General features: G+C 29.6%; 19 protein-coding genes. 18 read left to right on the forward strand and 1 reads right to left on the reverse strand.

Annotated elements, in window-relative coordinates; translation table 11 throughout:
* The first annotated feature begins 74 nt into the window (after nt 1-74).
* Together ABNT14_RS07260 and ABNT14_RS07265 are read left to right on the forward strand one after the other, a co-directional pair.
* The gene (locus ABNT14_RS07260) at nt 75-689 is read left to right on the forward strand and encodes a hypothetical protein (RefSeq protein WP_101902434.1); all 615 of its coding nucleotides are present in this window, start codon (nt 75-77) and stop codon (nt 687-689) included.
* 168 nt (nt 690-857) lie between these two features.
* Nucleotides 858-1,205 carry a hypothetical protein gene (locus ABNT14_RS07265; protein ID WP_101902435.1) on the forward strand — a complete coding sequence of 116 codons (348 nt, stop codon included), beginning with the start codon at nt 858-860 and terminating at the stop codon, nt 1,203-1,205.
* Here the strand turns inward: ABNT14_RS07265 and ABNT14_RS07270 are convergent.
* Entirely contained in the window at nt 1,202-1,348 is a 147-nt protein-coding gene (locus ABNT14_RS07270) for a hypothetical protein (RefSeq protein WP_159459527.1), read from the reverse strand. The two genes, ABNT14_RS07265 and ABNT14_RS07270, sit on opposite strands and share 4 nt — an antisense overlap.
* 1,210 nt (nt 1,349-2,558) lie before the next feature.
* On the opposite strand from ABNT14_RS07270, the gene ABNT14_RS07275 reads away from it, so the two are divergent.
* The 16 genes from ABNT14_RS07275 to ABNT14_RS07350 all read left to right on the forward strand — a co-directional run bounded on the left by ABNT14_RS07275 (nt 2,559) and on the right by ABNT14_RS07350 (nt 22,319).
* The gene (locus ABNT14_RS07275) at nt 2,559-2,705 is read left to right on the forward strand and encodes a hypothetical protein (protein ID WP_180947639.1); all 147 of its coding nucleotides are present in this window, start codon (nt 2,559-2,561) and stop codon (nt 2,703-2,705) included.
* Between the two features lie 370 nt (nt 2,706-3,075).
* Nucleotides 3,076-3,438, forward strand: a complete 363-nt coding sequence (locus tag ABNT14_RS07280) for a tetratricopeptide repeat protein (protein ID WP_101902278.1) — start codon at nt 3,076-3,078, stop codon at nt 3,436-3,438.
* A 223-nt stretch (nt 3,439-3,661) separates the two neighbouring features.
* Nucleotides 3,662-3,922: a hypothetical protein gene (locus ABNT14_RS07285; RefSeq protein ID WP_145993567.1), complete on the forward strand. Its 261-nt coding sequence runs from the start codon at nt 3,662-3,664 to the stop codon at nt 3,920-3,922.
* A 702-nt stretch (nt 3,923-4,624) separates the two neighbouring features.
* The gene (locus ABNT14_RS07290; protein WP_239758937.1) at nt 4,625-5,116 is read left to right on the forward strand and encodes a hypothetical protein; all 492 of its coding nucleotides are present in this window, start codon (nt 4,625-4,627) and stop codon (nt 5,114-5,116) included.
* 159 nt (nt 5,117-5,275) lie between these two features.
* Nucleotides 5,276-5,692, forward strand: a complete 417-nt coding sequence (locus ABNT14_RS07295) for a restriction endonuclease (protein WP_101902275.1) — start codon at nt 5,276-5,278, stop codon at nt 5,690-5,692.
* A gap of 1 nt (nt 5,693) precedes the next feature.
* On the forward strand, nt 5,694-6,095 hold the full coding sequence (locus tag ABNT14_RS07300; protein WP_101902274.1) for a hypothetical protein: 402 nt from the start codon (nt 5,694-5,696) through the stop codon (nt 6,093-6,095).
* Nucleotides 6,096-6,389: 294 nt separating this feature from the next.
* Nucleotides 6,390-6,800 carry a Fur family transcriptional regulator gene (locus tag ABNT14_RS07305; RefSeq protein WP_047788656.1) on the forward strand — a complete coding sequence of 137 codons (411 nt, stop codon included), beginning with the start codon at nt 6,390-6,392 and terminating at the stop codon, nt 6,798-6,800.
* A gap of 67 nt (nt 6,801-6,867) precedes the next feature.
* Nucleotides 6,868-9,051, forward strand: a complete 2,184-nt coding sequence (locus ABNT14_RS07310) for a TonB-dependent receptor (protein WP_072765500.1) — start codon at nt 6,868-6,870, stop codon at nt 9,049-9,051.
* Between the two features lies 1 nt (nt 9,052).
* Nucleotides 9,053-9,847: a cation transporter gene (locus tag ABNT14_RS07315; protein WP_072765499.1), complete on the forward strand. Its 795-nt coding sequence runs from the start codon at nt 9,053-9,055 to the stop codon at nt 9,845-9,847.
* Nucleotides 9,848-11,162: 1,315 nt separating this feature from the next.
* Nucleotides 11,163-11,723, forward strand: a complete 561-nt coding sequence (locus ABNT14_RS07320) for a hypothetical protein (RefSeq protein WP_101902749.1) — start codon at nt 11,163-11,165, stop codon at nt 11,721-11,723.
* A gap of 192 nt (nt 11,724-11,915) precedes the next feature.
* Nucleotides 11,916-12,710 (forward strand): cation transporter, encoded by a 795-nt coding sequence (locus ABNT14_RS07325; protein ID WP_101902750.1) that lies wholly within the window; start codon nt 11,916-11,918, stop codon nt 12,708-12,710.
* Between the two features lie 232 nt (nt 12,711-12,942).
* On the forward strand, nt 12,943-13,911 hold the full coding sequence (locus ABNT14_RS07330) for a DUF4062 domain-containing protein (protein WP_101902751.1): 969 nt from the start codon (nt 12,943-12,945) through the stop codon (nt 13,909-13,911).
* Nucleotides 13,912-14,562: 651 nt separating this feature from the next.
* Nucleotides 14,563-18,084 carry a hypothetical protein gene (locus ABNT14_RS07335; protein WP_101902752.1) on the forward strand — a complete coding sequence of 1,174 codons (3,522 nt, stop codon included), beginning with the start codon at nt 14,563-14,565 and terminating at the stop codon, nt 18,082-18,084.
* On the forward strand, nt 18,071-20,050 hold the full coding sequence (locus tag ABNT14_RS07340) for a hypothetical protein (RefSeq protein ID WP_101902753.1): 1,980 nt from the start codon (nt 18,071-18,073) through the stop codon (nt 20,048-20,050). The genes ABNT14_RS07335 and ABNT14_RS07340 overlap by 14 nt, the downstream gene beginning before the upstream one ends.
* Nucleotides 20,051-21,124: 1,074 nt before the next feature.
* Nucleotides 21,125-21,643 (forward strand): DMP19 family protein, encoded by a 519-nt coding sequence (locus ABNT14_RS07345; RefSeq protein ID WP_101903699.1) that lies wholly within the window; start codon nt 21,125-21,127, stop codon nt 21,641-21,643.
* Nucleotides 21,644-21,818: 175 nt separating this feature from the next.
* Nucleotides 21,819-22,319, forward strand: coding sequence for a hypothetical protein (locus ABNT14_RS07350; RefSeq protein WP_200809392.1), 501 nt, complete (start codon nt 21,819-21,821; stop codon nt 22,317-22,319).
* The last annotated feature ends 143 nt before the right edge of the window (nt 22,320-22,462 follow it).

Genomic DNA, 22,462 nt, shown 5'->3' on the forward strand with positions numbered 1-22,462 from the left:
TATGAGCGCATATTTTCCTGGCGGAAAAATACGCAACATACACTAGGCGTTGTAGCACATTTGACCAAAAACCAATGAACATAGTTAAAAAAAATAGAGATTTTAACAAACCAATAAAATGGAATGGTGACTTAAAAAACGATTGCATAGCGAAATGGTCAGGTCTAATATTACGTGCTGAATGGATGGATGAAAATTATTGGTGGTGGTGTGTTTACGATATACTTAATAAAGAAAACCAAATTGATAGTTCTAATGAATATGATAAACGAATTATTTGCGGAGAGAAAGCAAGAGAAAAAGTTGAACAAATTGCTCGAAACTATCTAAAAGAGGAGTTGATTAATAAACTGAAAAAAGGTGAAGAAGAAGCAGATATAGACAAATTAATTGTGGATTTAAAACTTATTGGAATCTCGCCAATGCATTCTATTCTTACTTTAATAAAAGATTTCGGATTTAACCATAAAGAAGCAAAAAACAAGGTATTTAATTCACCTATTTGGAAAGGATTAAGAGAACAATCTGAAATGTTGACACAAGCCTTTTTGAATGTTGGAGTAGAAAATTCTGATGAAGTGGAAATCGTTGATGGACAAGTAGCTTCAATAACTTTTGATTTGACAAAAGACGATACTAAAAAAGAAAAACAAACTTTTTGGAAAAGAATAAAAACGAAATTTAAATAATAAAAACGTACTACAACACCGTATATAATTTATTGCTAGTACTAACCTACTTACGAAAATCCTTAGGGGATTTTCTATTCCGCTTTTATTTACTAAATTAGGTGCTCGAAATACGCAACAAATAATATACAAAAACGTTGGGCTACATTACCAATCACATTTAAATAAATGAGTGAAAAAAAAGAAAATAACGAGGAAATAAAAAACACTGAGTTAAAACCTTTATTTGATTTTGTAGAAAATATCATTAAGGATTTAAAAATCAGTGAAATTATTGAAAAAAACAATGAAATTAAATCAAAGAAAATTGAAGCAGATAAAATATTAGATAATAGTAAACTAACATTTTGGAAATGGAAAATGTCTAAAGATTTAATTATATGTATTTTACTTTTATTTACAATCATTTTATTATCTATGAATGGAGTTATTAAAGAATCTATTACTGGAACTTTATTAGGTTCTGTAATTGGTTATACAATTGGAAATGGTTCGGTAAAAAAACAAAAAGACTAATAATCTGAATATGTTTTTTGTATCGGTTTTTCCGAATCTTTTGTTACTGTTTTAATGACCACAGCCAAAAACGTAAGAGTTGAGGCAAAAAGAATAACTTGTTTTACATCTTTTGAAGATGGTTTTTTAATTTCTATTTTCATAATTTTAAATTTTAATATAAAAAAACGTAGCCCAACAAAATATATAATTTATTGCTGGTACTCGCCTACTTACGAAAATCCTTAGGGATTTTCTATTGCGTTTTTATTTATTATATTTAGTGCATGGAAAACGCAACAAACCATATACAAACCGTTAACCTGCATTAAGCCAAATTACACGGAATATTAACGGAATTAAGCGTTTTCGAAAAGTAAAATCCTGACAAAGATTACGTGAATCTGTTTGTAATGAAAATAGCGGACTTTCTAGCTCGTTTGCGCAATAGAAACGGAATCGTAAAACAGCAGATTTTAAAAAATATTACGTAAGATTTTACTTATAATTCCGAAATGAAAATGGCGGACTTTTTAGCTCGTTTACGCAATCGAAAATAAAAATGAAAAAATGTTCGGAATATTCCCGATTTTAGATTTTTTCACGTAAGTTTATATGAAAATTTAGACAAGTTAAACGCCGAATAAAAACGCTGAAAAATGTGTGATTTTATAACGGTATTTTAATTAAAAAAGAAAAAACGCACGTTAACAAAGTGTATGAGCGCATATTTTCCTGGCGGAAAAATACGCCACATACACATGGCGTTAGCTTTCATTAACAAAAAAAATGCGTGAAATTGGAAAAATAAAGCGTTTTCCTAAAGTAGAATCCTGATAAATATTACGCAATTAGAAATGGAATTTTAACGCAGAAGATTTTGAAAAATATTACGTAAGAATCTGTCCGCAATTATGAAATAGAAACGGTGGAATTTTATCCTGTTTATGCAATCGGAAATGAAAAACTGTGGGATTCTGACAAATATTACGCAAGAATCTGTCTGTAATTCTGAAATGAAAATGGCGGACTTTTAGCCTGTTTGCGAAATTAGGAATGAAAATTTAGACAAGTTAAACGCCGAATAAAAACGCTGAAAAATATGTGGTTTTATATCGGTATTTTAATTGTAAAAAAGGAAAAATAAACGAAAAGCTAACAAAATATATAATTTATTGCTAGTGCTCGCCTACCTACGAAAATCCTTAGGGGATTTTCTATTCCGTTTTTATTTACTTAATTTAGTGCTTCAAAAATGCAACAAACCATATATAAATCGTTAACCTGCATTAAGCCAAATTACACGGAATATTAACGGAATTAAGCGTTTTCGAAAAGTAAAATCCTGACAAAGATTACGTGAATCTGTTTGTAATGAAAACAGCGGACTTTCTAGCTCGTTTACGCAATAGAAACGGAATCGTAAAACAGCAGATTTTAAAAAATATTACGCAAGAATTTGTCTATAATTCCGAAATGAAAATGGCGGACTTTTTAGCTCGTTTACGCAATAGAAAATAAAAATGAAAAAATGTTCGGAATATTCCCGATGTTAGATTTTTTAGCGTAAGTTTATATGAAAATTTAGACAAGTTAAACACCGAATAAAAATGCTGAAAAATATGTGATTTTATAACGGTATTTTAATTAAAAAAGAAAAAACGCACGTTAACAAAGTGTATGAGCGCATATTTTCCTGGCGGAAAAATACGCCACATACACATGGCGTTGTAAGTAATTTGAAACAATAGAATGGAAAAGTAACTCACTAAAAGAGAATATTTGAATCATTAAATCCAATTTATGAATGAATTCAAAAAGTTTATAACAGTCGGAATAAGCAGAATTAAGACTTAAAATTAGGAGTAGGCAGAAATTTTAATTATTAAAAATGAGTTGGATATTTATAACATTAATTGGTATAGGAATAATCATTTTTGTAAAAAAAATGTTTTCATTTGAAAATTTACAAGATTTAGGTATAAAAAGATATAGGGAAGGAAATTTTTCGGAATCTATAACATATTTAGAAAAAGCAATTAAGAAGAGACCAAATCATCCAGAAACAATATGTGCTTTAGGTGAATCTTATTTACAACAGTCATTGAAGGTAGAAAGTATTTCTCTTTCTGCTTCTAAAATTTATCAATCAAAAGCAATACTAAATTTCAAAAAATACTTACAATTAGAACCTAATGGGTATCATAAAACTCAAATAATTCAAAAATTAGAATATATAAAACTTCATAAATAAAATAAAAACGAATATGGTAAATCAAGAAAGTTGGAAAAACAGTAAATATTTCGGAATTACAATTAACATAATTTTTTTTTCTGCTTATTATGTATTAAGTTGGGTATTTCTGAGAAAACTATTTGATAACACAATCATTTTTTTAATATCATATGTTATAACAATAATTATACTAAAATATATAACGACAAAAATTTATTCATCTTTAACAAAAGGAAATCAAATGGATAAAATAAATGAAATGATGTACGGAATCAATAATCGTGCAAATTGGGGTGGTATTTTCACAGAATTAGTTGACCCTGAAAAAAAGCATTTAGGAGATACTTGTAAGAGTACTCTTAAATCATTAAGAGATAGACCTAAAACACCACAAATTTTAAAAGATATAGATGAATTAGAAGAAAAACTAAAAGAAATATCTGATGTAGTTACAGGCGGTACTATATTTGAGTTATTTTTCTGTTTAAAAAGTAGATTATAGAATAAAACTACTTACAACATAGCATATAAAAAATAGGGGTTTTGTGCTAACTCTAAAGTTCCGTGTTTATTTACAAAGTCCGCTAAATATAAAATTTGGCATTTAAACGAAAATTAAAAACAAAATATTTATATTTAGCTAAGTATTAAACCGAAAAGATAGTGCTTATCTACTGCCCTACTTTTCATATACTAACCGTTAACCTGCATTAAGCCAAATTACACGGAATATTAACGTAATTAAGCATTTTCGAAAAGTAAAATTCTGACAAAGATTACGTGAATCTGTTTGTAATGAAAACAGCGGACTTTCTAGCTCGTTTGCGCAATATAAACGGAATCGTAAAACAGCAGATTTTAAAAAATATTACGTAAGATTTTGCTTATAATTCCGAAATAAAACCGTAGATTTTTTAGCTCGTTTACGCAATCGAAAATAAAAATGAATAAATGTTCTGAATATTCCCGATTTTAGATTTTTTAGCGTAAGTTTATATGAAAATTTAGACAAGTTAAATGCCGAATAAAAACGCTGAAAAATATGTGATTTTATAACGGTATTTTAATTAAAAAAGAAAAAAACGCACGTTAACAAAGTGTATGAGCGCATATTTTCCTGGCGGAAAAATACGCCACATACACTAGGCGTTGGCAAAAATGCTAAAAACGAAAAAACAATTACTAATTAAAAACTAAATGATTTATGAGAAATTTAAACAAACTGAAATTAATATTAATTTGTTGTATATTTTTGCTAACTTCATGTTTACCTTCAGATGAAGAAAATGTTCAAATTGGATTTATGTTTGAAATAAGAAATACAACCGGATTAGAATACGAAAATGTAAAAGTAACTATAGGAGGTATAAAAAATGGGGAATTTGTAGATACAGGATCTTACACGTTACCTCTCATAAGAATAAGAAATAATAACTCCGAAGCTCAATATGTTGCAGTCGACCATAATAGATGGAAGCCCAATTTGAACTTGGTAAAAGAGATTTCTGATAAAGCGTACTTTACAGTTCAATTAGAAGGACAAGGAGTAATATCTTTATATAATGAATTTGAAAATAATATATTAGTTAGTGCAAATATTACCGAAAATGGATTCCTAAAAAATGATTACGGAGGAGATTTGAGTATTGCTATTTTTGAAGATTCAATAAAAGGTCTTTTTTTCGAGCAAGAATAATTGAAAAATAAATACGCACATTTGCCAACACAGTATATAAAAAACAGCAGTCAAGTGCAAACTACAAAATTTGTGCTTTACTGCTATCTTTATTGCTAAATTGAAAGTTATAGCTTTTTTATTCTGCTACTTTTCATATACAAACCGTTGCCCACAATTATGAAAAAAATGCTAACCGAGAATGATATAGTTGAAAAAGTAACCGATTTCCTTGAAACTAAAGGTTATCGAATTACCCAAAGTTTGACCACTAATCAACAAGGAATTGATATAATTGCGGAAACGGAATCTGAAACTTTATATATTGAGGCTAAAGGAGAAACAAGCTCTGTGGAAACGTCTAAAAGGTTTGGACTACCATTTAATCGGAATCAAATTAAATCACATATTTCGGTAGCTTTATTAGCAACTATGAAAGTTATCTCAAGTTTACCAAGTGGAAACAAAACGAAAGTTGGAATAGCATTGCCAGATACCGAAGAACAAAGAATAGTAATTAATAAAATTAATCCTGCATTAAAAAAACTCGATATTAGAATATATTGGGTAAGTAGAACAAAAGTAATAGTTGAATAAAATGGGAGTTGTAGAATTTATTGGAAAAACACTTTTAGTAGAGTCAATTAGGGCTTCAATAAAAGAATTAAAGAAACTCAATCTTACAGGAATATCGCAAGAAAGAAGAGAAAATTTATCAGATGCTTTGACTTCAATCCAATTAGCGTCAATTAAAACTCGGAATTTTATTGATAATAATGGTTATGAACCGAATATGGATTTAGCGGAATTATGGAATGTTGCTTTACAGAAATCAATCAATGCTGAATTGAAAGATTTACCTGATTATTTGCATAGTAAATCGAAATTTTGGGGAAAACCACAAGATTGGCTGAATGAACCAACTTCAATGGAATTAGTTCCTAAATTGAATTATATTAACGACCAATGTGATATGTTATTAATCGAACTGAAAAAATAACTGTGGGCAACAACATATATAATTTATTGCTAGTGCTTATCTACTTACGAAAATCCTTAGGGGATTTTCTATTCCATTTTTATTTAATATATTTAGAACTTGAAATACGCAACAAACCATATACAAAACCGTTGTGCATAATGCAAAAAATCGTTCTAAAATTCAACATTTGAACTAAAAAAGCCAACCGCACAAACAGCACATTTATTTTTTTTGCCAACGCGAAATACCAACGCTAAAAAAATAAAAGAGCTGTTTTTCGCCAACGCTCGAAAAAAATGATACATTAGGAAAATGCAAACTGAAGAAGAAATCCTAAAAATAAAAAAAGTAAAAAACACCGCAGTCAGAACTGTGGTTTTACGACATCTTTTGAGCCAAGAAAAAGCCCAATCTTTAAAAGATATTGAAAACGCATTGGCATATACTGACAGAAGTTCGATTTTCAGAACGCTGAAAACATTTGAGGAAAACAAAGTTATCCACAGCATTGAAGATGGTTCTGGAATGACCAAATATGCGGTTTGTGCCAAAGGCTGTAACTGCGACCCAAAGGATTTGCACTATCATTTTTACTGTACAAACTGCGATAAAACATTCTGCCTTTTCGATGTTCCAATTCCTCAAATTGAACTTCCTCAAAACTTCAAACTACAACAAGCTAATATGGTTGTAAAAGGCTTGTGCGACAACTGCAACAAGTAATCTTTGCAATCGAGTTGCAGTAAAAGGAATTTACATTTGTACTATTCTTTTAAATCAGAATAAGCAGATGAAAAACATATTTTTAAACACATTATTTTTATTCGTATCAATCATATCGTTCTCACAGACGAGCGATATTTCCATTTCTGTTAGCGATGCAGGAACCAACGAACCATTATTGGGTGCTACCGTCTATTTTGAAGAATTAGCAAAAGGAGCAGTAACAGATTTTTACGGAATTGCCACATTTACAGAAATCCCAAATGGAAACCACATTATAAAAATTTCATACATAGGCTTCAAAACCATAGAAACTACTATTGATGTTGGAACAAAAAAGGAGTTCGCTTTCAAGCTCGAATCTGGAGGTAATGAACTTGACGAAGTTGTCATACAATCTTCAAGAAGTACACGAACTGTTAGAAAAATTCCAACTCGAATTGAATTTATTGGAGCGGAAGAATTAGGCGAAAAAGCAGTAATGAACCCGACAAATATTTCAATGGTACTTCGAGAAAGTACAGGCATACAGATGCAACAAACTTCGTTAAGTAGCGGAAATACCAACATTAGAATTCAAGGTCTCGATGGACGCTATACACAACTTTTGAGAGATGGATTTCCACTTTATGGCGGTTTTTCCAGCGGTTTGAGTATTTTACAAATTCCGCCATTAGACTTAAAACAATTTGAAATAATAAAAGGAAGTTCATCAACGCTTTATGGTGGTGGTGCAATTGCAGGTTTGATAAATATGGTTTCCAAAACACCAGACGAAGAACCTGCTTTGGATATTATGTTGACACAAACCCAAGCTCTGGGAAGTACAGCAAATGTATTTTACAGCAAACGGAATGAAAAATTTGGTGTTTCACTTTATGGTTCAGGTCATTATCAAAAAGCGTATGACCCAGAAGATGATGACTTTAGTAACTTGCCAAAAACAACTTCGATTTCATTCAACCCAAAGTTCTTTTATTATCCATCGGAAAAAACAACATTTTGGTTTGGCTTAAACGGAACGTATGACGACAGAATTGGTGGCGACATCACAAAAATTGAAAGTGGCGAAAATGGCATCCATCAATATACCGAAGAAAACGTATCGAAAAGATTGAGCAGTCAAGCGGTTTACGAAACTCAAATAGATTCCGTCAGTTCATTAACTATCAAAAATAGTATCTCGTTCTTCGACAGAGAACTGACCATTCCCGATTTTACATTTGACGGTAAACAAACCAATACATTCACGGAAATAAACTATCAAAAGTCAGCCAATAAAACAGATTGGATTTTTGGAGCAAACCTATATACTTCTGATTTTGATGAAAATGATAATGCAACTTTGCAACGCGACCAAACAGATATAACTTATGGAGCATTTGCAAATAACATTTATGACATTTCGGATAATTGGATTTTGGAAACAGGATTGCGAGCAGATTACAATACTGATTTTGGCTTTTTTCCGCTTCCACGAGTTTCATTGCTATACAAAAACGATAGTGGATTTTCGAGCAGAATTGGTGGTGGATTAGGTTACAAAATTCCAGATATTTTTACAGAAGAGGCGGAATTTATCAATTTTGAAAATGTACTTGGTATTGATAAATCTTCACTAAATGCGGAACGTTCTTACGGTGTAAATCTTGATTTCAACTATCAAACACGTTTATTTGAAACCGTTGGTTTTTCTATTAATCAACTGTTTTATGTAACTGCGATTAATGATGCATTACTGTTAAATTCAACTGATAATGGATTTTTCCAATTTGAGAATGCAACAGATGAAATTTTGAGCAAAGGTGCTGAAACAAACATCAAGTTTACCTATAAAGATTTTCGTTGGTTCTTGAATTATGCACTCATTGACACAAAATTGAATTATTTGGCTGGAAATCCACAAAAACCGCTAACTGCAAAACATAACGCAGGAAGTGTTTTGATGTACGAATCTGAAAAATGGCGAATCGGTTACGAAACGTTTTACACAGGAAAACAATTTTTGTCTAATGGAACAGAAACAACCGACTTCATAACAATGGGTTTTGTGGCAATGCGAAATTTTAAATGGGGAACAACGTTTGTGAATTTTGAAAACTTTACGGACAGAAGACAAAGCAGGTTTTCGCCATTGGTTTTGCCACCACACGACAATCCAGAATTTTCCGAAATTTATGCACCAACAGACGGTTTTATATTTAGCGTTGGAGTAATAATCAAACCTTTTGGAAACGAAGATGACGACTAAAATGAACAAAACGATATTTGAAATCAGTAAGATGGATTGTCCTTCCGAGGAAAATCTTATACGAATGAAATTGGATGGAATCCAAGAAATCAAAAATCTCGATTTTGACATTCCCAACCGAAAATTGACCGTTTTTCACGATGGTCATAACGACCAAATTGAAAAGTCAATTATCGAATTAAAATTAGGCGGAAAGAAAATCTCGACCGAAGAAACCAACAAAAAAGATTTTGTAGAAAACACCAACCAAAAAAAGCTACTTTGGATTGTACTGGCGATAAATTTTGTCTTCTTCATTATCGAAATGACCACAGGGCTCATCTCGAAATCAATGGGATTGGTTGCCGATAGTTTGGATATGCTTGCCGACAGTTTTGTTTACGGAATTAGCTTGTTTGCGGTTGGCGGAACGTTGATTAAGAAAAAACGGATTGCAAAAATTGCAGGCTATTTTCAGATAACACTTGCGATTATCGGATTTGTGGAAGTGTTGAGAAGATTTTTTGGAGCCGAGAAACTTCCCGATTTTTCAACGATGATTATCGTTTCGATTTTAGCACTTATCGCAAACGGAATTTGTCTTTACATTTTGCAAAAGTCAAAGAGCAAAGAAGAGGCACATATGAAAGCGAGTATGATTTTTACTTCCAATGACGTGATTATCAATTTGGGAGTAATAATCGCAGGAATTTTAGTGAATTGGCTAAATTCCAACAAACCTGATTTGATTATCGGAACAATCGTTTTTATAGTGGTAATACAAGGTGCATTTCGGATTTTGAAATTAAGTAAGTAATCGGAATTGCCAACGCTGAAAGCCATACACATTTACAGTCGCTCAAGCCATCGCACCACCAAAACTGTAAAAGAATATGTCTTGCCAACGCTCAATTTAGAACTAAATAACAAACATCGGAAAACCAAGCAAAACGTGAAAAGCACTATGCACAACAATGTATATAAAACATAGCTATTACAGGCTTTCCGAGAGGTTTTTGCTTCTCTATTAAGTCCACCAAATTTTTATTTTTGTATATTTAAAAAATTAAAGATAAATAGAAAAAATAAAAATTTGGCTCGTGTATAATCCGAAAAGTTAGTGTTTATTTATACGCTACGTTTCATATACTAGACCGTTAACCTGCATTAAGCCAAGTTACACGGAATATTAACGTAATTAAGCGTTTTCGAAAAGTAAAATCCTGACAAAGATTACGTGAATCTGTTTGTAATGAAAACAGCGGACTTTCTAGCTCGTTTACGCAATAGAAACAGAATCGTAAAACAGCAGACTTTAAAAAATATCACGTAAGAATTTGTCTATAATTCCGAAATGAAAATGGCGGACTTTTTAGCTCGTTTACGCAATAGAAAATAAAAATGAAAAAATGTTCGGAATATTCCCGATTTTAGATTTTTTAGCGTAAGTTTATATGAAAATTTAGACAAGTTAAACACCGAATAAAAATGCTGAAAAATATGTGATTTTATAACGGTATTTTAATTAAAAAAGAAAAAACGCACGTTAACAAAGTGTATGAGCGCATATTTTCCTGGCGGAAAAATACGCCACATACACTAGGCGTTAGCTTTCATTAACAAAAAATACGCAAAAATTGAAAAAATAAAGCGGTTTAAAAAAGTAGAATCCTGATAAATATTACGCAATTAGAAATGGAATCGTAAAGCTGTAAATTTTGACAAATATTACGCAAGAATTTGTTTGTAATTATGAAATGAAAACGGCGGACTTTTAGCCTGTTTATGCAATCGGAAATGAAAAACTATAGGATTCTGACAAATATTACGCAAGAATCCGTCTGTAATTCTGAAATGAAAACGGCGGACTTTTAGCCTGTTTATGCAATCAGAAATGAAAATTTAGACAAGTTAAACGCCGAATAAAAATGCTGAAAATATGTGATTTTATAACAGTATTTTAATTGTAAAAAAATAACGAAAAGCTAACAAAGTATATAAAAAATGCTTAATTTGGTCATAACACAAAAGTCAGTGCCGTTTTGCTACATCTGATTTTCCTGCGGAAAATCCTCGCACACAAAACAGCACTTTTCATATACAAAACGTTGTAGGTAATTAAAACCAAAAATATGAAAAACAGTATTTTAAAATTATTAGTTATAGTCTTATTAGTTCAATTTTTTAACTCTTGTGATAGTGAAGAAATACTTGACTCTAATGTACAGTCAAGTATTGATGTGAAATTTTATGACAATGATGGAAACGATTTAAGAGGAGAGAATATTAAAATAAGTAACTACCTTAGTAAATTGAAAATTAAAGTAACTTCTGAAAATGATAATGAAAACTTTGAAGTTATGTACTATAATCAAACTGAAAAAAGATTGAATGAAATTATGGTTCCTTTGAAAATGAATTCGGAATATTTAAAAAATGAACTTCCAAAATCAAGTTCAGATTATGATGTTTTCGAATATTCACTTCTACAAGGTAAAGAAATTATTTTTAAAGAAAAATTTAAATTAAGATACAGAGAAGGGAATCCATTTGAAGTTATTACCGAAATGAGTAATTTAGATTCTAAAGGAGAATGGAAGGAATATAAACCTAAAAGAAGTGAAATAATCATAAATGGAAAAACTACTGGGATGTTCTTTTTAGTTGGAACGAGATATATAGAGAAGAACTAACGGATATTAATATACACCTGAAAAACAACTACCTACAACACCGTATATAATTTATTGCTGGCTTCTAGCCTACTTACGAAAGTCCTCGCGGACTTTCTTGGTCGGTAATTATTTACTAAATTAGTTGCTTGAAACACGCAACAAACCATATACAACAACGTTGTAAGTAATGCCGAAAAACCCAGAAACCGAATGAAAAAGACAATATTTGAAATTACCAAAATGGACTGTCCTTCAGAGGAAAATCTAATCCGAATGAAATTAGATGGAATTTCAAGCATTGCGAATTTGGACTTTGATATTCCGAATCGAAAATTGACCGTTTTTCACAGCGGAGAAATTGACCAAATCGAAAAGTCAGTTATCGAACTAAATTTAGGTGGAAAGAAAATCTCGACTAAACAAACCGACCAAACAGAATTTAAAGAAAACAAAAACCAAAAAAAGCTACTTTGGTCTGTACTCGTTATAAATTTTGCGTTTTTTATAATCGAAATGACAACAGGAATTATCTCAAAATCTATGGGACTTGTTGCCGATAGTTTAGATATGCTTGCGGACAGTTTTGTTTACGGAATTAGTTTGTTTGCGGTTGGCGGAACAGTAATAAAGAAAAAACGGATTGCCAAACTTGCTGGATATTTTCAAATAATACTTGCGATTATTGGATTTGTAGAAGTTTTAAGAAGATTTTTCGAAGACGAGAAACTTCCCGATTTTTCGACAATGATTATCGTTTCGATTTTCGCACTTATCGCAAACGGAATTTGTCTTTATATTTTGCAAAAGTCAAAAAGTAAAGAAGAAGCACATATGAAAGCGAGTATGATTTTCACCTCGAATGACGTGATTATAAATTTAGGAGTAATAATTGCAGGAATTTTAGTGCATTATTTGAGTTCTAATAAACCTGATTTGATTATTGGAACAATCGTTTTTATATTGGTAATTCAAGGAGCGTTTAGGATTTTGAAATTAAGTAAGTGAATGAAAAAAGCACTACTTACAACACCGTATATAGCTCATAGCTGGGCAGTTGCTTAATCGAAGTTTAGGCATATTTGCGAAGTCCGCCAAATTTTTTAATTTGACTTATTGAGAAAAAAAGGTAATAAGAAAATTAAAAAATCCGGCTAGTGCTTAACCGAAAAAATATTGATAATTTGCACACTACGAGCCATATACAAGACCGTTGTACACAATATCTAAAAAATAACGAATGAAGAAAAAATTACAAATATTTGTTTCATCCACATTTACTGATTTGATACAAGAAAGACAATCAGCAGTTCAAGCAATTTTAAGAGCTGGTAATATTCCTGCTGGAATGGAACTTTTCTCAGCGGGAAATAAAAGTCAATTAGACACCATTAAACGCTGGATTGATGAATCAGATATATACGTTCTAATTTTAGGAGGAAGATATGGCTCATTGGAACCAGAATCAGGGTTATCTTATACAGAAATTGAATACAATTATGCAATTGAAATTGGCAAGCCTTTTTTTGCTTTAGTATTAGACAAAAATTTTATAGATTTAAAAGTAAAATCAGAAGGTCAAATGGTTTTAGAACTTGATAATCAAAAAAAATATAAAGATTTTAGAAAAAATGTAATGTCTAAAGTTTGTCGTATTTGCGAAAACGATAGTGATATTAAATTAGCAATTTTAGAATCTATTATCGATATTCAAAATGAGTTTGATTTGGAAGGTTGGATAAAAGGAGACGAAATTCCAAATAATTCTGTAATAATAAATGAATTAGAAATTCTAAGAACTGAACGAGATGAATTACAAAAAAAAGTTACATCATTAGAAACTTTGACTAAAAGAAAAAGTCAAAATGATAATATTGGAGACTACAGTTTCGATGAAATTTATGAAGTGCTAAATACTAAAGAAATTACTTTACCAGCTAGTATGAATTCCAAAGAAGAAGATTCTATACATACAGTATTAAAACTTTTTGTTAGTTTTCAAGGTTCTCTTACAAATGGAGTTACCGAATTTATGTCGAATCACAACCAAAGATACATAACTCGAAATTTAGTACCTATCTTATTAAATTTCGGTTTAGTTCAACGTGAAAAAATAAAAACTACTAGAACTAATTATGACAAGTTTTTTATATCGCCATTGGGTAATAAATTTTTGTCAAAATATCAAATTAAGAAATTGAAAAAATAATACTGTGTACAACACCGTATATAATTAATGGCTAGTTTTAGCTTACTTACGAAAATCCTCGCCGATTTTCTATCTGGTGATTATTTGCTAAATTAGGTACTTAAACACACCACTAATCATATACAAAAACGTTGTAATTAATGGCGGAATTTCAGCCTGAAATTCCTAATTAGTGATTTATCTTTTCTAGAAATTAATATTGAATAATATTGCGCTGGAAAAATTGAAAATGACTGCTACTCTATTTTTAGAAAGTAAACCCTAAAAAAGAGAAAAACAGAATTGAACGCTGAAAAATGAAGCGTGAATAAATAGGCGGAAATTAATGAAAGCGGAGTTTTAAGCAGAAACGTGAAAAAAGCAGAAGTTAACGCTGAAAATAAAGCGTGAATAAATAGGTGGAGTTTTAAGTAGAAACGTAAAAAAAAGAAAGAGAAATAAAACGGAAAAATTGAAAATTAAGAAATGAGAAATTTAGTTAGAAAATCACTAATTACAACAACATATATAATTTATTGCTAGTGCTTATCTACTTACAAAAATCCTTAGGGGATTTTCTATTTCGTTTTTATTTAATATATTTAGAACTTGAAACACGCAACAAACCATATATAAAACCGTTGTGCCTAATATAGAAGAACATCCCCAAATATGATAGAAATCCTGAATAATCACTGTAACAAAGAAAACGGATTATTATTATTTAACCCACCTACTGGTTCTGGAAAAACTCATACAGTTCTAACTTGGGTTTTTGAAAATTATAAAAATTATTGTAAAGAAAATAGAAAGATATTTTTTGTAACAAACCTCAAAAAAAATCTTCCTTTTGATGAATTAAGAGAAGACTTTTTTATACCTAAAAAGAAGCTTCAAGAATTTGAGAAAGATATTACTTTTTTAGACTCAAACTCTGACTGTCTAGTTAAGCGTTTTCAAGATGTAGAAAACTCAATAAACGACTATTTTAAAAACTACAAAGTTTTTTATTCAATCAAAAGCAATGTTGCTGAAATAAAAAATAACGAAAAAAATAACTCATTAAAAACGTATGTTTCAAAACTTAAAGATGAGCTTAGAACAGATTTTGAACCAAAATTCAGAAGAATAATTGAAAAGTATTTAAAAGACAAATTCAAAAATAGACAAGACCGTATTAAAGCAATTCAAACTAATAATGAATTAAAATGGATTGGAGAGCTTTATCCTGCTGTTTTTACATCAAAAAGAAAAGTATTCTTCTTAAGTATTGATAAATTCTATCATAAAAATAGTACGTTAGTAGAACCATCTTATTCTTTCTTAGAAAATGACTTGACAAAAGATGCAATTATTTTCATAGATGAATTTGATGCTACAAAAGACAACATTCTCAAAAATATTATTGAGAAAGGAAAAAAACAACGAATTGATTTCATTCATCTTTTTACAGAAATTTATTGGGCATTATCAAAAAATGTTTTTCCTCAAAAATTCATAACACATTCAGAAAAAAGACAAGAATTAATTGATAATAATTATGGCTTACCACTTCACGACATACAAGAAGTCTTATTAAAAAAATCAGAAGAAATTGTAACCAAATATCAACTTGACTACAGCTTTAAAACCCAAAATCACGAAAATGAAAACATAAATCAAAGAAATTTATTGTTTCACGATTTTCAATATCATTCTGTTTATCGAAACGATAAAAGGTTTATTCGTTTGAATAAAAACAAATCATCTAAAACAAATGAAATAATTTTTGAAGACACAAAACCCAAAGGCGAAAGTATGGTTCATTTATTGAACCAAATAAAAGGCTTTGTAAATTATTTTAGTGGAGTGTTAAAAAGTATTGCAGAAAATTATCAGCAACTTGAAACACAAGAAAGAGAAAGCAACCCAAGAAGAGCTGAATTTACATTTGATTTGGCATTAAGCACAGTTATTGAAGAGTTTGGTTTAGATTCTAAATACAAAAACTTTTTAATCGATAATATTTTAAGTGCTAGAGAAAAACCAACAAAAAGCAAAAACGGAAAAACCGAACTTAATTATGATTTGAGTGTTTATGAAAATGGTTTTAGGTATTATGATTTTGTAGATGATGATTCTCATCAATCAAAAACAAAAACATTCATATACAGTTTCCAAAATACACCTGAAAAGTTTTTGTTAAAGCTTGCTGAAAAATCAAAGGTCATAGGAATTTCTGCAACTGCACTAGTAAAAACGGTTACAGGTAATTACGACATTACCTATTTTAAAAGACAACTTGGTTCAAAATTTATAGAATTAAATAATGAAGAAAATAAAATTCTAACTGATATATTTAATGAGCAGAATAAATACTACTCTAAAACAAAGATTCAAACAAAGTGGTTAGGATTTAACAATTTCGAATCAGATTTCGAAAATTTATTAAGCAGTAAAGAACTTTCAAGAGAAATTATTTCTAAAATAAAATCTAAAAATTCAAAAATAACTGAATATCTTTTTAACCGTTATTTAAAAATATCCTATGCTTTCAAGCAGTTTTTAATTCAAGATGATATTAAAGGTTTTCTTTGTTTATTAAACAAAGAACCAAAATGGAACGACAAAGCTCTTGACTTATCTATTTTGGAAGAAATATTTGAAATCCTAATTGAAGAAAACAATCTTGCTAACGAATTCATAATCAATGACAAATTTAAGGTTAAAAATGCCTATACAGTCATAAACAGTAATGACTTTGATAACAAAAAACAAAACTTTATAAGACGTCTTGAGGAAGGGAAAAAAGTCTTTATCATCTCTATGTATCAGACAATGGGAGCTGGACAAAATTTACAGTTTATTGCACCAAATCCCAAAAATCTAATAAATGTTAGAAGCAAAAAACTATTTAACTGGAATACTAAAGGAAAGACTGACATTAATGCTATTTATTTAGACAAGCCAACGCATATTATACAGCAAGTTAATAAAGATTTAAATGAGGAAGGTTTTATTAAATACCTTTTTCAATTAGAATTTTTAACACAAGTTGGAATCATTTCCATACACCAATTAAACACAGAAGTTACTAGAGCATTTAAACACTTATTAGCATCTTTTAATACTAAAGAAGACTTAGGTAAACCAAAAGTCAACCTTTATCAAGACGACAATATTAAACAGCATTACGCTAAATACATCATTCAAGCAATTGGAAGAATTTGTAGAACAAATTTAAAAGCACCAAATATCTACATTTATGCAGATAAAGAATTAGATAAATTGATTTGCAATTTTGACACAGAAAACAACTTAGTACTGAATGAATTTAAAGCTTTGGTTAATTCAAGTAAACAACAAATCAAAATGCATCAGCAGACAGATTTTACTTTTAAAAATTTAGCAACTGCGACTAACAAAAAAGTTCATTCCTTAATTCAAAAATTTATATCAAACGAAGATTGGGGATGGAATGAAAAGCGAGTAAAAGAATGGGAAAAGTTAAGAGAAATGTGCTTGCGTTTTCCAACGATATCAGAGCAAGATATAAATACCCTGAATTTAAATCGCATTTTAGATTTATATGTTGAATTTCCAAATCCATCTAACAAATATCACTTTGAACTAAAAAAATCTGATTTCTTCAATGATTTCAAGAATGTTATTGTTGATTTTAAATCTAATAATGGAAGTGAAATTTCTTCTGAAACTGCAAGGCTAAATGAACTTTTAGAAATAGATGGAGTAAAAGACCTTTTTGATGAAAAGAAATGGGCAAAATCGTTCAAAACCAATAAGTATATTATACCACCTGTTATGTTTAACAACATTTACAAAGGAGCTTTAGGTGAAGAAATTGGCAAATTTATTTTTGAAAAACATTTTGGTATTCAACTTGAAGAACTGTCAACAGAGAATTATGAAATTTTTGATTACAAAATAAAAGATTCAAATATTTATGTAGATTTTAAACATTGGAAGGAAACTACAGAAATTGGATTTGAAAATCAAGAATCAAAAATCAGAAAGAAATTGGAAAAAGTACAAGCTGATAAAGTGTTTATAATAAATATTCTTTCTACCATCAATTGGCAAACAGTTAAATCTACTGACGGAAAAATAGTTGAAGTTCCGTTTTTATGGAATTCAGAAACAAAGGAGTTAAATCATTCATTTTTAAAAGAGATTAACACTTATGCAAGCTTGTAAAACAAATCAATTAAACATACGGTTTAACTTTCAGCAATTAGTGAAAGAATATACAATTGTTAAGTTTTCTACTTCTGAGAATTTCATAAAATATGGAGCGTTGATACTTGATAAAATTGAACTTGAGTTAAACGCTAAAAGTATCATTTTTGAAAGAGGTAAATCTTTTTATGCGTTGTTTGATAAAAATTATATTTCTAATGTTGATTTATCAAAACAACTTGAAAAAATTGAAGATGGCAACAAACTATCTTTTAAGATTTTAAATAAAACTGAACTTGAGTTGTTGGAAACTCATACACTCTCTCAATTATTAATTAACTCAATAGCAACGCCAAATCATAAAAGACTAACATTTAACAATCTGACTGGAAAACTTTATTTATTCAATCCAAATCATTTAAAAATTAGTAAATCAAAAGATAAAGAGCAGATTTTTAAAATTGTAGGCTTAGAGTTTTATATTGACCCAAATTGTTGTTTACAATTAAACGTAAAAACATTTTCAAGTGTATTACTAAGTAAACAAATGGATTTTTCAAAAAAGAAACTCAAAGAATATCCAAAGTATACTTTTGTTCATTCAACTAACACACTCAAACGTGTTTTACCTAGCGAAAGTATTAAAGGAGAAAATCTATTCATTCTAAAACAGACTTCAAAAAAAGGTTCATTAGAAAAAAATAATATTCCGTTTTTTGATTTTAGTAATCTAAATGAATTTAAAAATAGTAAAATAGGAATGCTATCAGATATTTTTGATAGCATTAAAGAGAAACTATCCAACTATTTAAGTATTGAATTTAAAAGTGCTAAAACAAATAATGTAATTCGACATTCAATTACTTTTGATTATTCTAAATTAAACGAAAGCATTTTTTTAATTGATGGTATCAAAGATGAAAACTCTAACGAACATCTTGAAAGTATTAAAGGAGAAATTGAAAATCATATTCCAAATTCAAAAATTGAATTATCTAAAAAAGAAAACAAAACGGGTTATAATTTTAAGCTAATTCATAATAAGAGTTTTTATCAAAAATACGAACAGAAAGACCCTTATAAACCATCAAATAATATCCAGCACATAACTTCTGAAGATTTTAAACTAAATTCAAAAGCCAGTATTAAAGCAATTATTAAAGAATTGGTAATTAAAAATGATATTAGGAACAAGAAAATATCAATAATTGATTGGTCGAAATATAACTACAAAAACAAATGGATTTTTGGCATTAAAAGTAATATCGACTTCTACTTCTTGACCATTGAGCCAAATGGAGTTTTGAGTTATGAAAAATTCGAAGCAGATTTATTTAATCAAAGTGAATATGATGAATTATGTTCTATTTATGATAATGACAGTAATATTGAATTTATTGTAAAAGACGATATTGGAAATATTAATATCATAAAGCGAACCAGCAACTTTACACTTCCAGAATTTGAAAAAATAAATGATACTTTAATAAAAGAAAACTCTAAAATTAGTATCAAAAAAGATTTAGCATTATCTGTAGTGAATGAAGTGTTTGAAACTGAAAAAGTTAAAGAATTTGAAAACAAAATAAAACAAATTGAGAACTGGAATAAGGAAAACCTACTAAATTGTTTCAAAAACAGAAATGATAAAAAAATCTTTGTTGAAAAAGTTAAGCAGGAAACAGGAGAAGTATTAAAATCATATTTTAGAGATAAGTCAAGGTATGAAATTTTAGACAGTCAGTTAGATATTCATTCTTTTAAGGAAAACGAAAGGAATTATTATTTTGTTGGTATAAAAGGAAAGGGAATTCAACAGTCTATATCAAGAGCTTCAGTAATTAGAAAAATTGAAACTTACGGAAATTCAGAATATGTTTTTGAAAAATTATTACCCCTTATGAATGTAGACTTTGTTAAGAATGGTGACTTAACAGTTTTACCGTTCCCAATAAAGTATTTAAGAGAATGGAAAAAATACTAGGCACAACAATGTGTATAAGTAATAGCGGTTTAAGTGATAAAACGAAAGTATAAACATAAAACAAAGGTCAATGCAAAACCGAAAGGTTCGTAAGTAGAAATCCGCTACTACTCATACACGAGACCGTTAACCTGCATTAAGCCAAATTACACGGAATATTAACGTAATTAAGCGTTTTCGAAAAGTAAAATCCTGACAAAGATTACGTGAATCTGTTTGTAATGAAAATAGCCGACTTTCTAGCTCGTTTACGCAATAGAAACGGAATCGTAAAACAGTAGATTTTGACAAATATCACGTAAGATTTTGCTTATAATTCCGAAATGAAAATGGCGGACTTTTTAGCTCGTTTACGCAATCGAAAATAAAAATGAAAAAATGTTCGGAATATTCCCGATGTTAGATTTTTTAGCGTAAGTTTATATGAAAATTTAGACAAGTTAAATGCCGAATAAAAACGCTGAAAAATATGTGATTTTATAACGGTATTTTAATTAAAAAAGAAAGAAAAAAACGCACGTTAACAAAGTGTATGAGCGCATATTTTCCTGGTGGAAAAATACGCCACATACACATGGCGTTAACCTGCATTAAGCCAAATTACACGGAATATTAACGGAATTAAGCGTTTTCGAAAAGTAAAATCCTAACAAAGATTACGTGAATCTGTTTGTAATGAAAATAGCCGACTTTCTAGCTCGTTTGCGCAATCAAAACGGAATCGTAAAACAGCAGAATTTGAAAAATATCACGCAAGAATTTGTCTATAATTCTGAAATGAAAATGGCGGACTTTTTAGCTCGTTTGCGCAATCGAAAATAAAAATGAATAAATGTTCTGAATATTCCCGATTTTAGATTTTTTAGCGTAAGTTTATATCAAAATTTAGACAAGTTAAACGCCGAATAAAAATGCTGAAAAATATGTGATTTTATAACGGTATTTTAATTAAAAAAGAAAAAACGCACGTTAACAAAGTGTATGAGCGCATATTTTCCTGGCGGAAAAATACGCCACATACACTAGGCGTTGTAGCTAAGCTAAAAACCGAAATAAATCAATGAAATTCGAACTATGAAAAAAGATCCTTATTCTGGACTTTCTTGGATGACAGAGGAAATAAAAAACGAATTAATTATACGAGATAAAATTGTTAAAAATGAAGATATCAAAAGTCTTTTTTCTTTAAAAGACAATTCTGACTTTTCAATTGCATTATTTGAAATCCTTCAAAAAAGAAATGAAAAAAAACCGAACTCACTAAATGAAATTGAACTGAATTTATTTTTATGTATGAATTTGGAAAATGCAGGTCAAGCAGATAGTATTTTGACTTTTTTACAAGAATGGTTTCCTGAACAGAATGAAAAAGTTATTAAATCGCTGAATGAAATTGGAGCGACTAAATCATCTGAAATAATAAAAAAAGCGGTTGAATTGCTTCCTGAAAATGGTAGTTGGTTTTTTGAAAGTTCAAACGAAGAATCTGAAAGAATAATGAGTGAATTAGATTCTAAATTTTCTAATTACCCAGATGGTTCAATGAAAAATTTATATCGGAAATATGCCGAAAAACATAGGACTGAATTCTAAAAGCCTACCTACAACACCGTGTATATTTTATTGCTTTCTTTTAGCCTACTTACGAAAATCCTCGCGGATTTTCTATTCAGTAATTATTTGCTAACTTTACGCTAAACCAACGCAACAAAGCATACACAAACACGTTGTGCGTCATTTGAGAAAAATCTAGAACAAAATAAAAATTATGGGAATATTTAACTTTTTTAAGAAAAAAACAAACGGAAAACCTAGTGAAAATCCGATTGATGAAGCTCAATTAGAATTTATTGAAAAATCGACAAATAATGCTGAAAAACTTATTTCCAGTTTCAATGAAAGACTTGATGACGGATTAGATTATACTGAATCTAGTTTAGCAGTTTTAGATGACGAAATTTTGAGTTTATTTTCAGAAAATAAAGACGATATGGATTCTGGAATGTTGGAAGATATAATCGCACAAGCTGGCTCTTATATATTTGAAGTTGCCAGAAGAAACTACGGAGGAAAATATTATTGGTATGACCAATTAAATCAACCGATTTTAGTTACTGGACAACCTGAATTTGAAATTTCTATTCTAGCTTTTGAGAAAGTTAAACAACGAATTGAAAATGGAACTGAAGATAATATTCCTTTCTTTTTTGCTGGATATTCTGAACGAGTTAAAAAAGGAAAAAAAGGAGATAAAGCAATGATAACGTAAAAAAAAACGAACGCACAACACCGTATATAATTTATTGCTAGTTCTTGCCTACTTACGAAAATCCTCGTGGATTTTCTATTCGGTTTTTATTTGCTAAATTAGGTGCTTAAAACACGCAACAAACCATATACAAACACGTTGTA

The organism is Tenacibaculum dicentrarchi (genome assembly GCF_964036635.1).
Lineage (GTDB): Bacteria > Bacteroidota > Bacteroidia > Flavobacteriales > Flavobacteriaceae > Polaribacter > Polaribacter dicentrarchi.

Coding starts and splice junctions, on each gene's coding strand:
- ABNT14_RS07260 (WP_101902434.1), top strand. CDS start 75: ATGAACATAGTTAAAAAAAATAGAGATTTTAACAAACCAATAAAATGG.
- ABNT14_RS07265 (WP_101902435.1), top strand. CDS start 858: ATGAGTGAAAAAAAAGAAAATAACGAGGAAATAAAAAACACTGAGTTA.
- ABNT14_RS07270 (WP_159459527.1), bottom strand. CDS start 1,348: ATGAAAATAGAAATTAAAAAACCATCTTCAAAAGATGTAAAACAAGTT.
- ABNT14_RS07275 (WP_180947639.1), top strand. CDS start 2,559: ATGAAAACAGCGGACTTTCTAGCTCGTTTACGCAATAGAAACGGAATC.
- ABNT14_RS07280 (WP_101902278.1), top strand. CDS start 3,076: ATGAGTTGGATATTTATAACATTAATTGGTATAGGAATAATCATTTTT.
- ABNT14_RS07285 (WP_145993567.1), top strand. CDS start 3,662: ATGGATAAAATAAATGAAATGATGTACGGAATCAATAATCGTGCAAAT.
- ABNT14_RS07290 (WP_239758937.1), top strand. CDS start 4,625: ATGAGAAATTTAAACAAACTGAAATTAATATTAATTTGTTGTATATTT.
- ABNT14_RS07295 (WP_101902275.1), top strand. CDS start 5,276: ATGAAAAAAATGCTAACCGAGAATGATATAGTTGAAAAAGTAACCGAT.
- ABNT14_RS07300 (WP_101902274.1), top strand. CDS start 5,694: ATGGGAGTTGTAGAATTTATTGGAAAAACACTTTTAGTAGAGTCAATT.
- ABNT14_RS07305 (WP_047788656.1), top strand. CDS start 6,390: ATGCAAACTGAAGAAGAAATCCTAAAAATAAAAAAAGTAAAAAACACC.
- ABNT14_RS07310 (WP_072765500.1), top strand. CDS start 6,868: ATGAAAAACATATTTTTAAACACATTATTTTTATTCGTATCAATCATA.
- ABNT14_RS07315 (WP_072765499.1), top strand. CDS start 9,053: ATGAACAAAACGATATTTGAAATCAGTAAGATGGATTGTCCTTCCGAG.
- ABNT14_RS07320 (WP_101902749.1), top strand. CDS start 11,163: ATGAAAAACAGTATTTTAAAATTATTAGTTATAGTCTTATTAGTTCAA.
- ABNT14_RS07325 (WP_101902750.1), top strand. CDS start 11,916: ATGAAAAAGACAATATTTGAAATTACCAAAATGGACTGTCCTTCAGAG.
- ABNT14_RS07330 (WP_101902751.1), top strand. CDS start 12,943: ATGAAGAAAAAATTACAAATATTTGTTTCATCCACATTTACTGATTTG.
- ABNT14_RS07335 (WP_101902752.1), top strand. CDS start 14,563: ATGATAGAAATCCTGAATAATCACTGTAACAAAGAAAACGGATTATTA.
- ABNT14_RS07340 (WP_101902753.1), top strand. CDS start 18,071: ATGCAAGCTTGTAAAACAAATCAATTAAACATACGGTTTAACTTTCAG.
- ABNT14_RS07345 (WP_101903699.1), top strand. CDS start 21,125: ATGAAAAAAGATCCTTATTCTGGACTTTCTTGGATGACAGAGGAAATA.
- ABNT14_RS07350 (WP_200809392.1), top strand. CDS start 21,819: ATGGGAATATTTAACTTTTTTAAGAAAAAAACAAACGGAAAACCTAGT.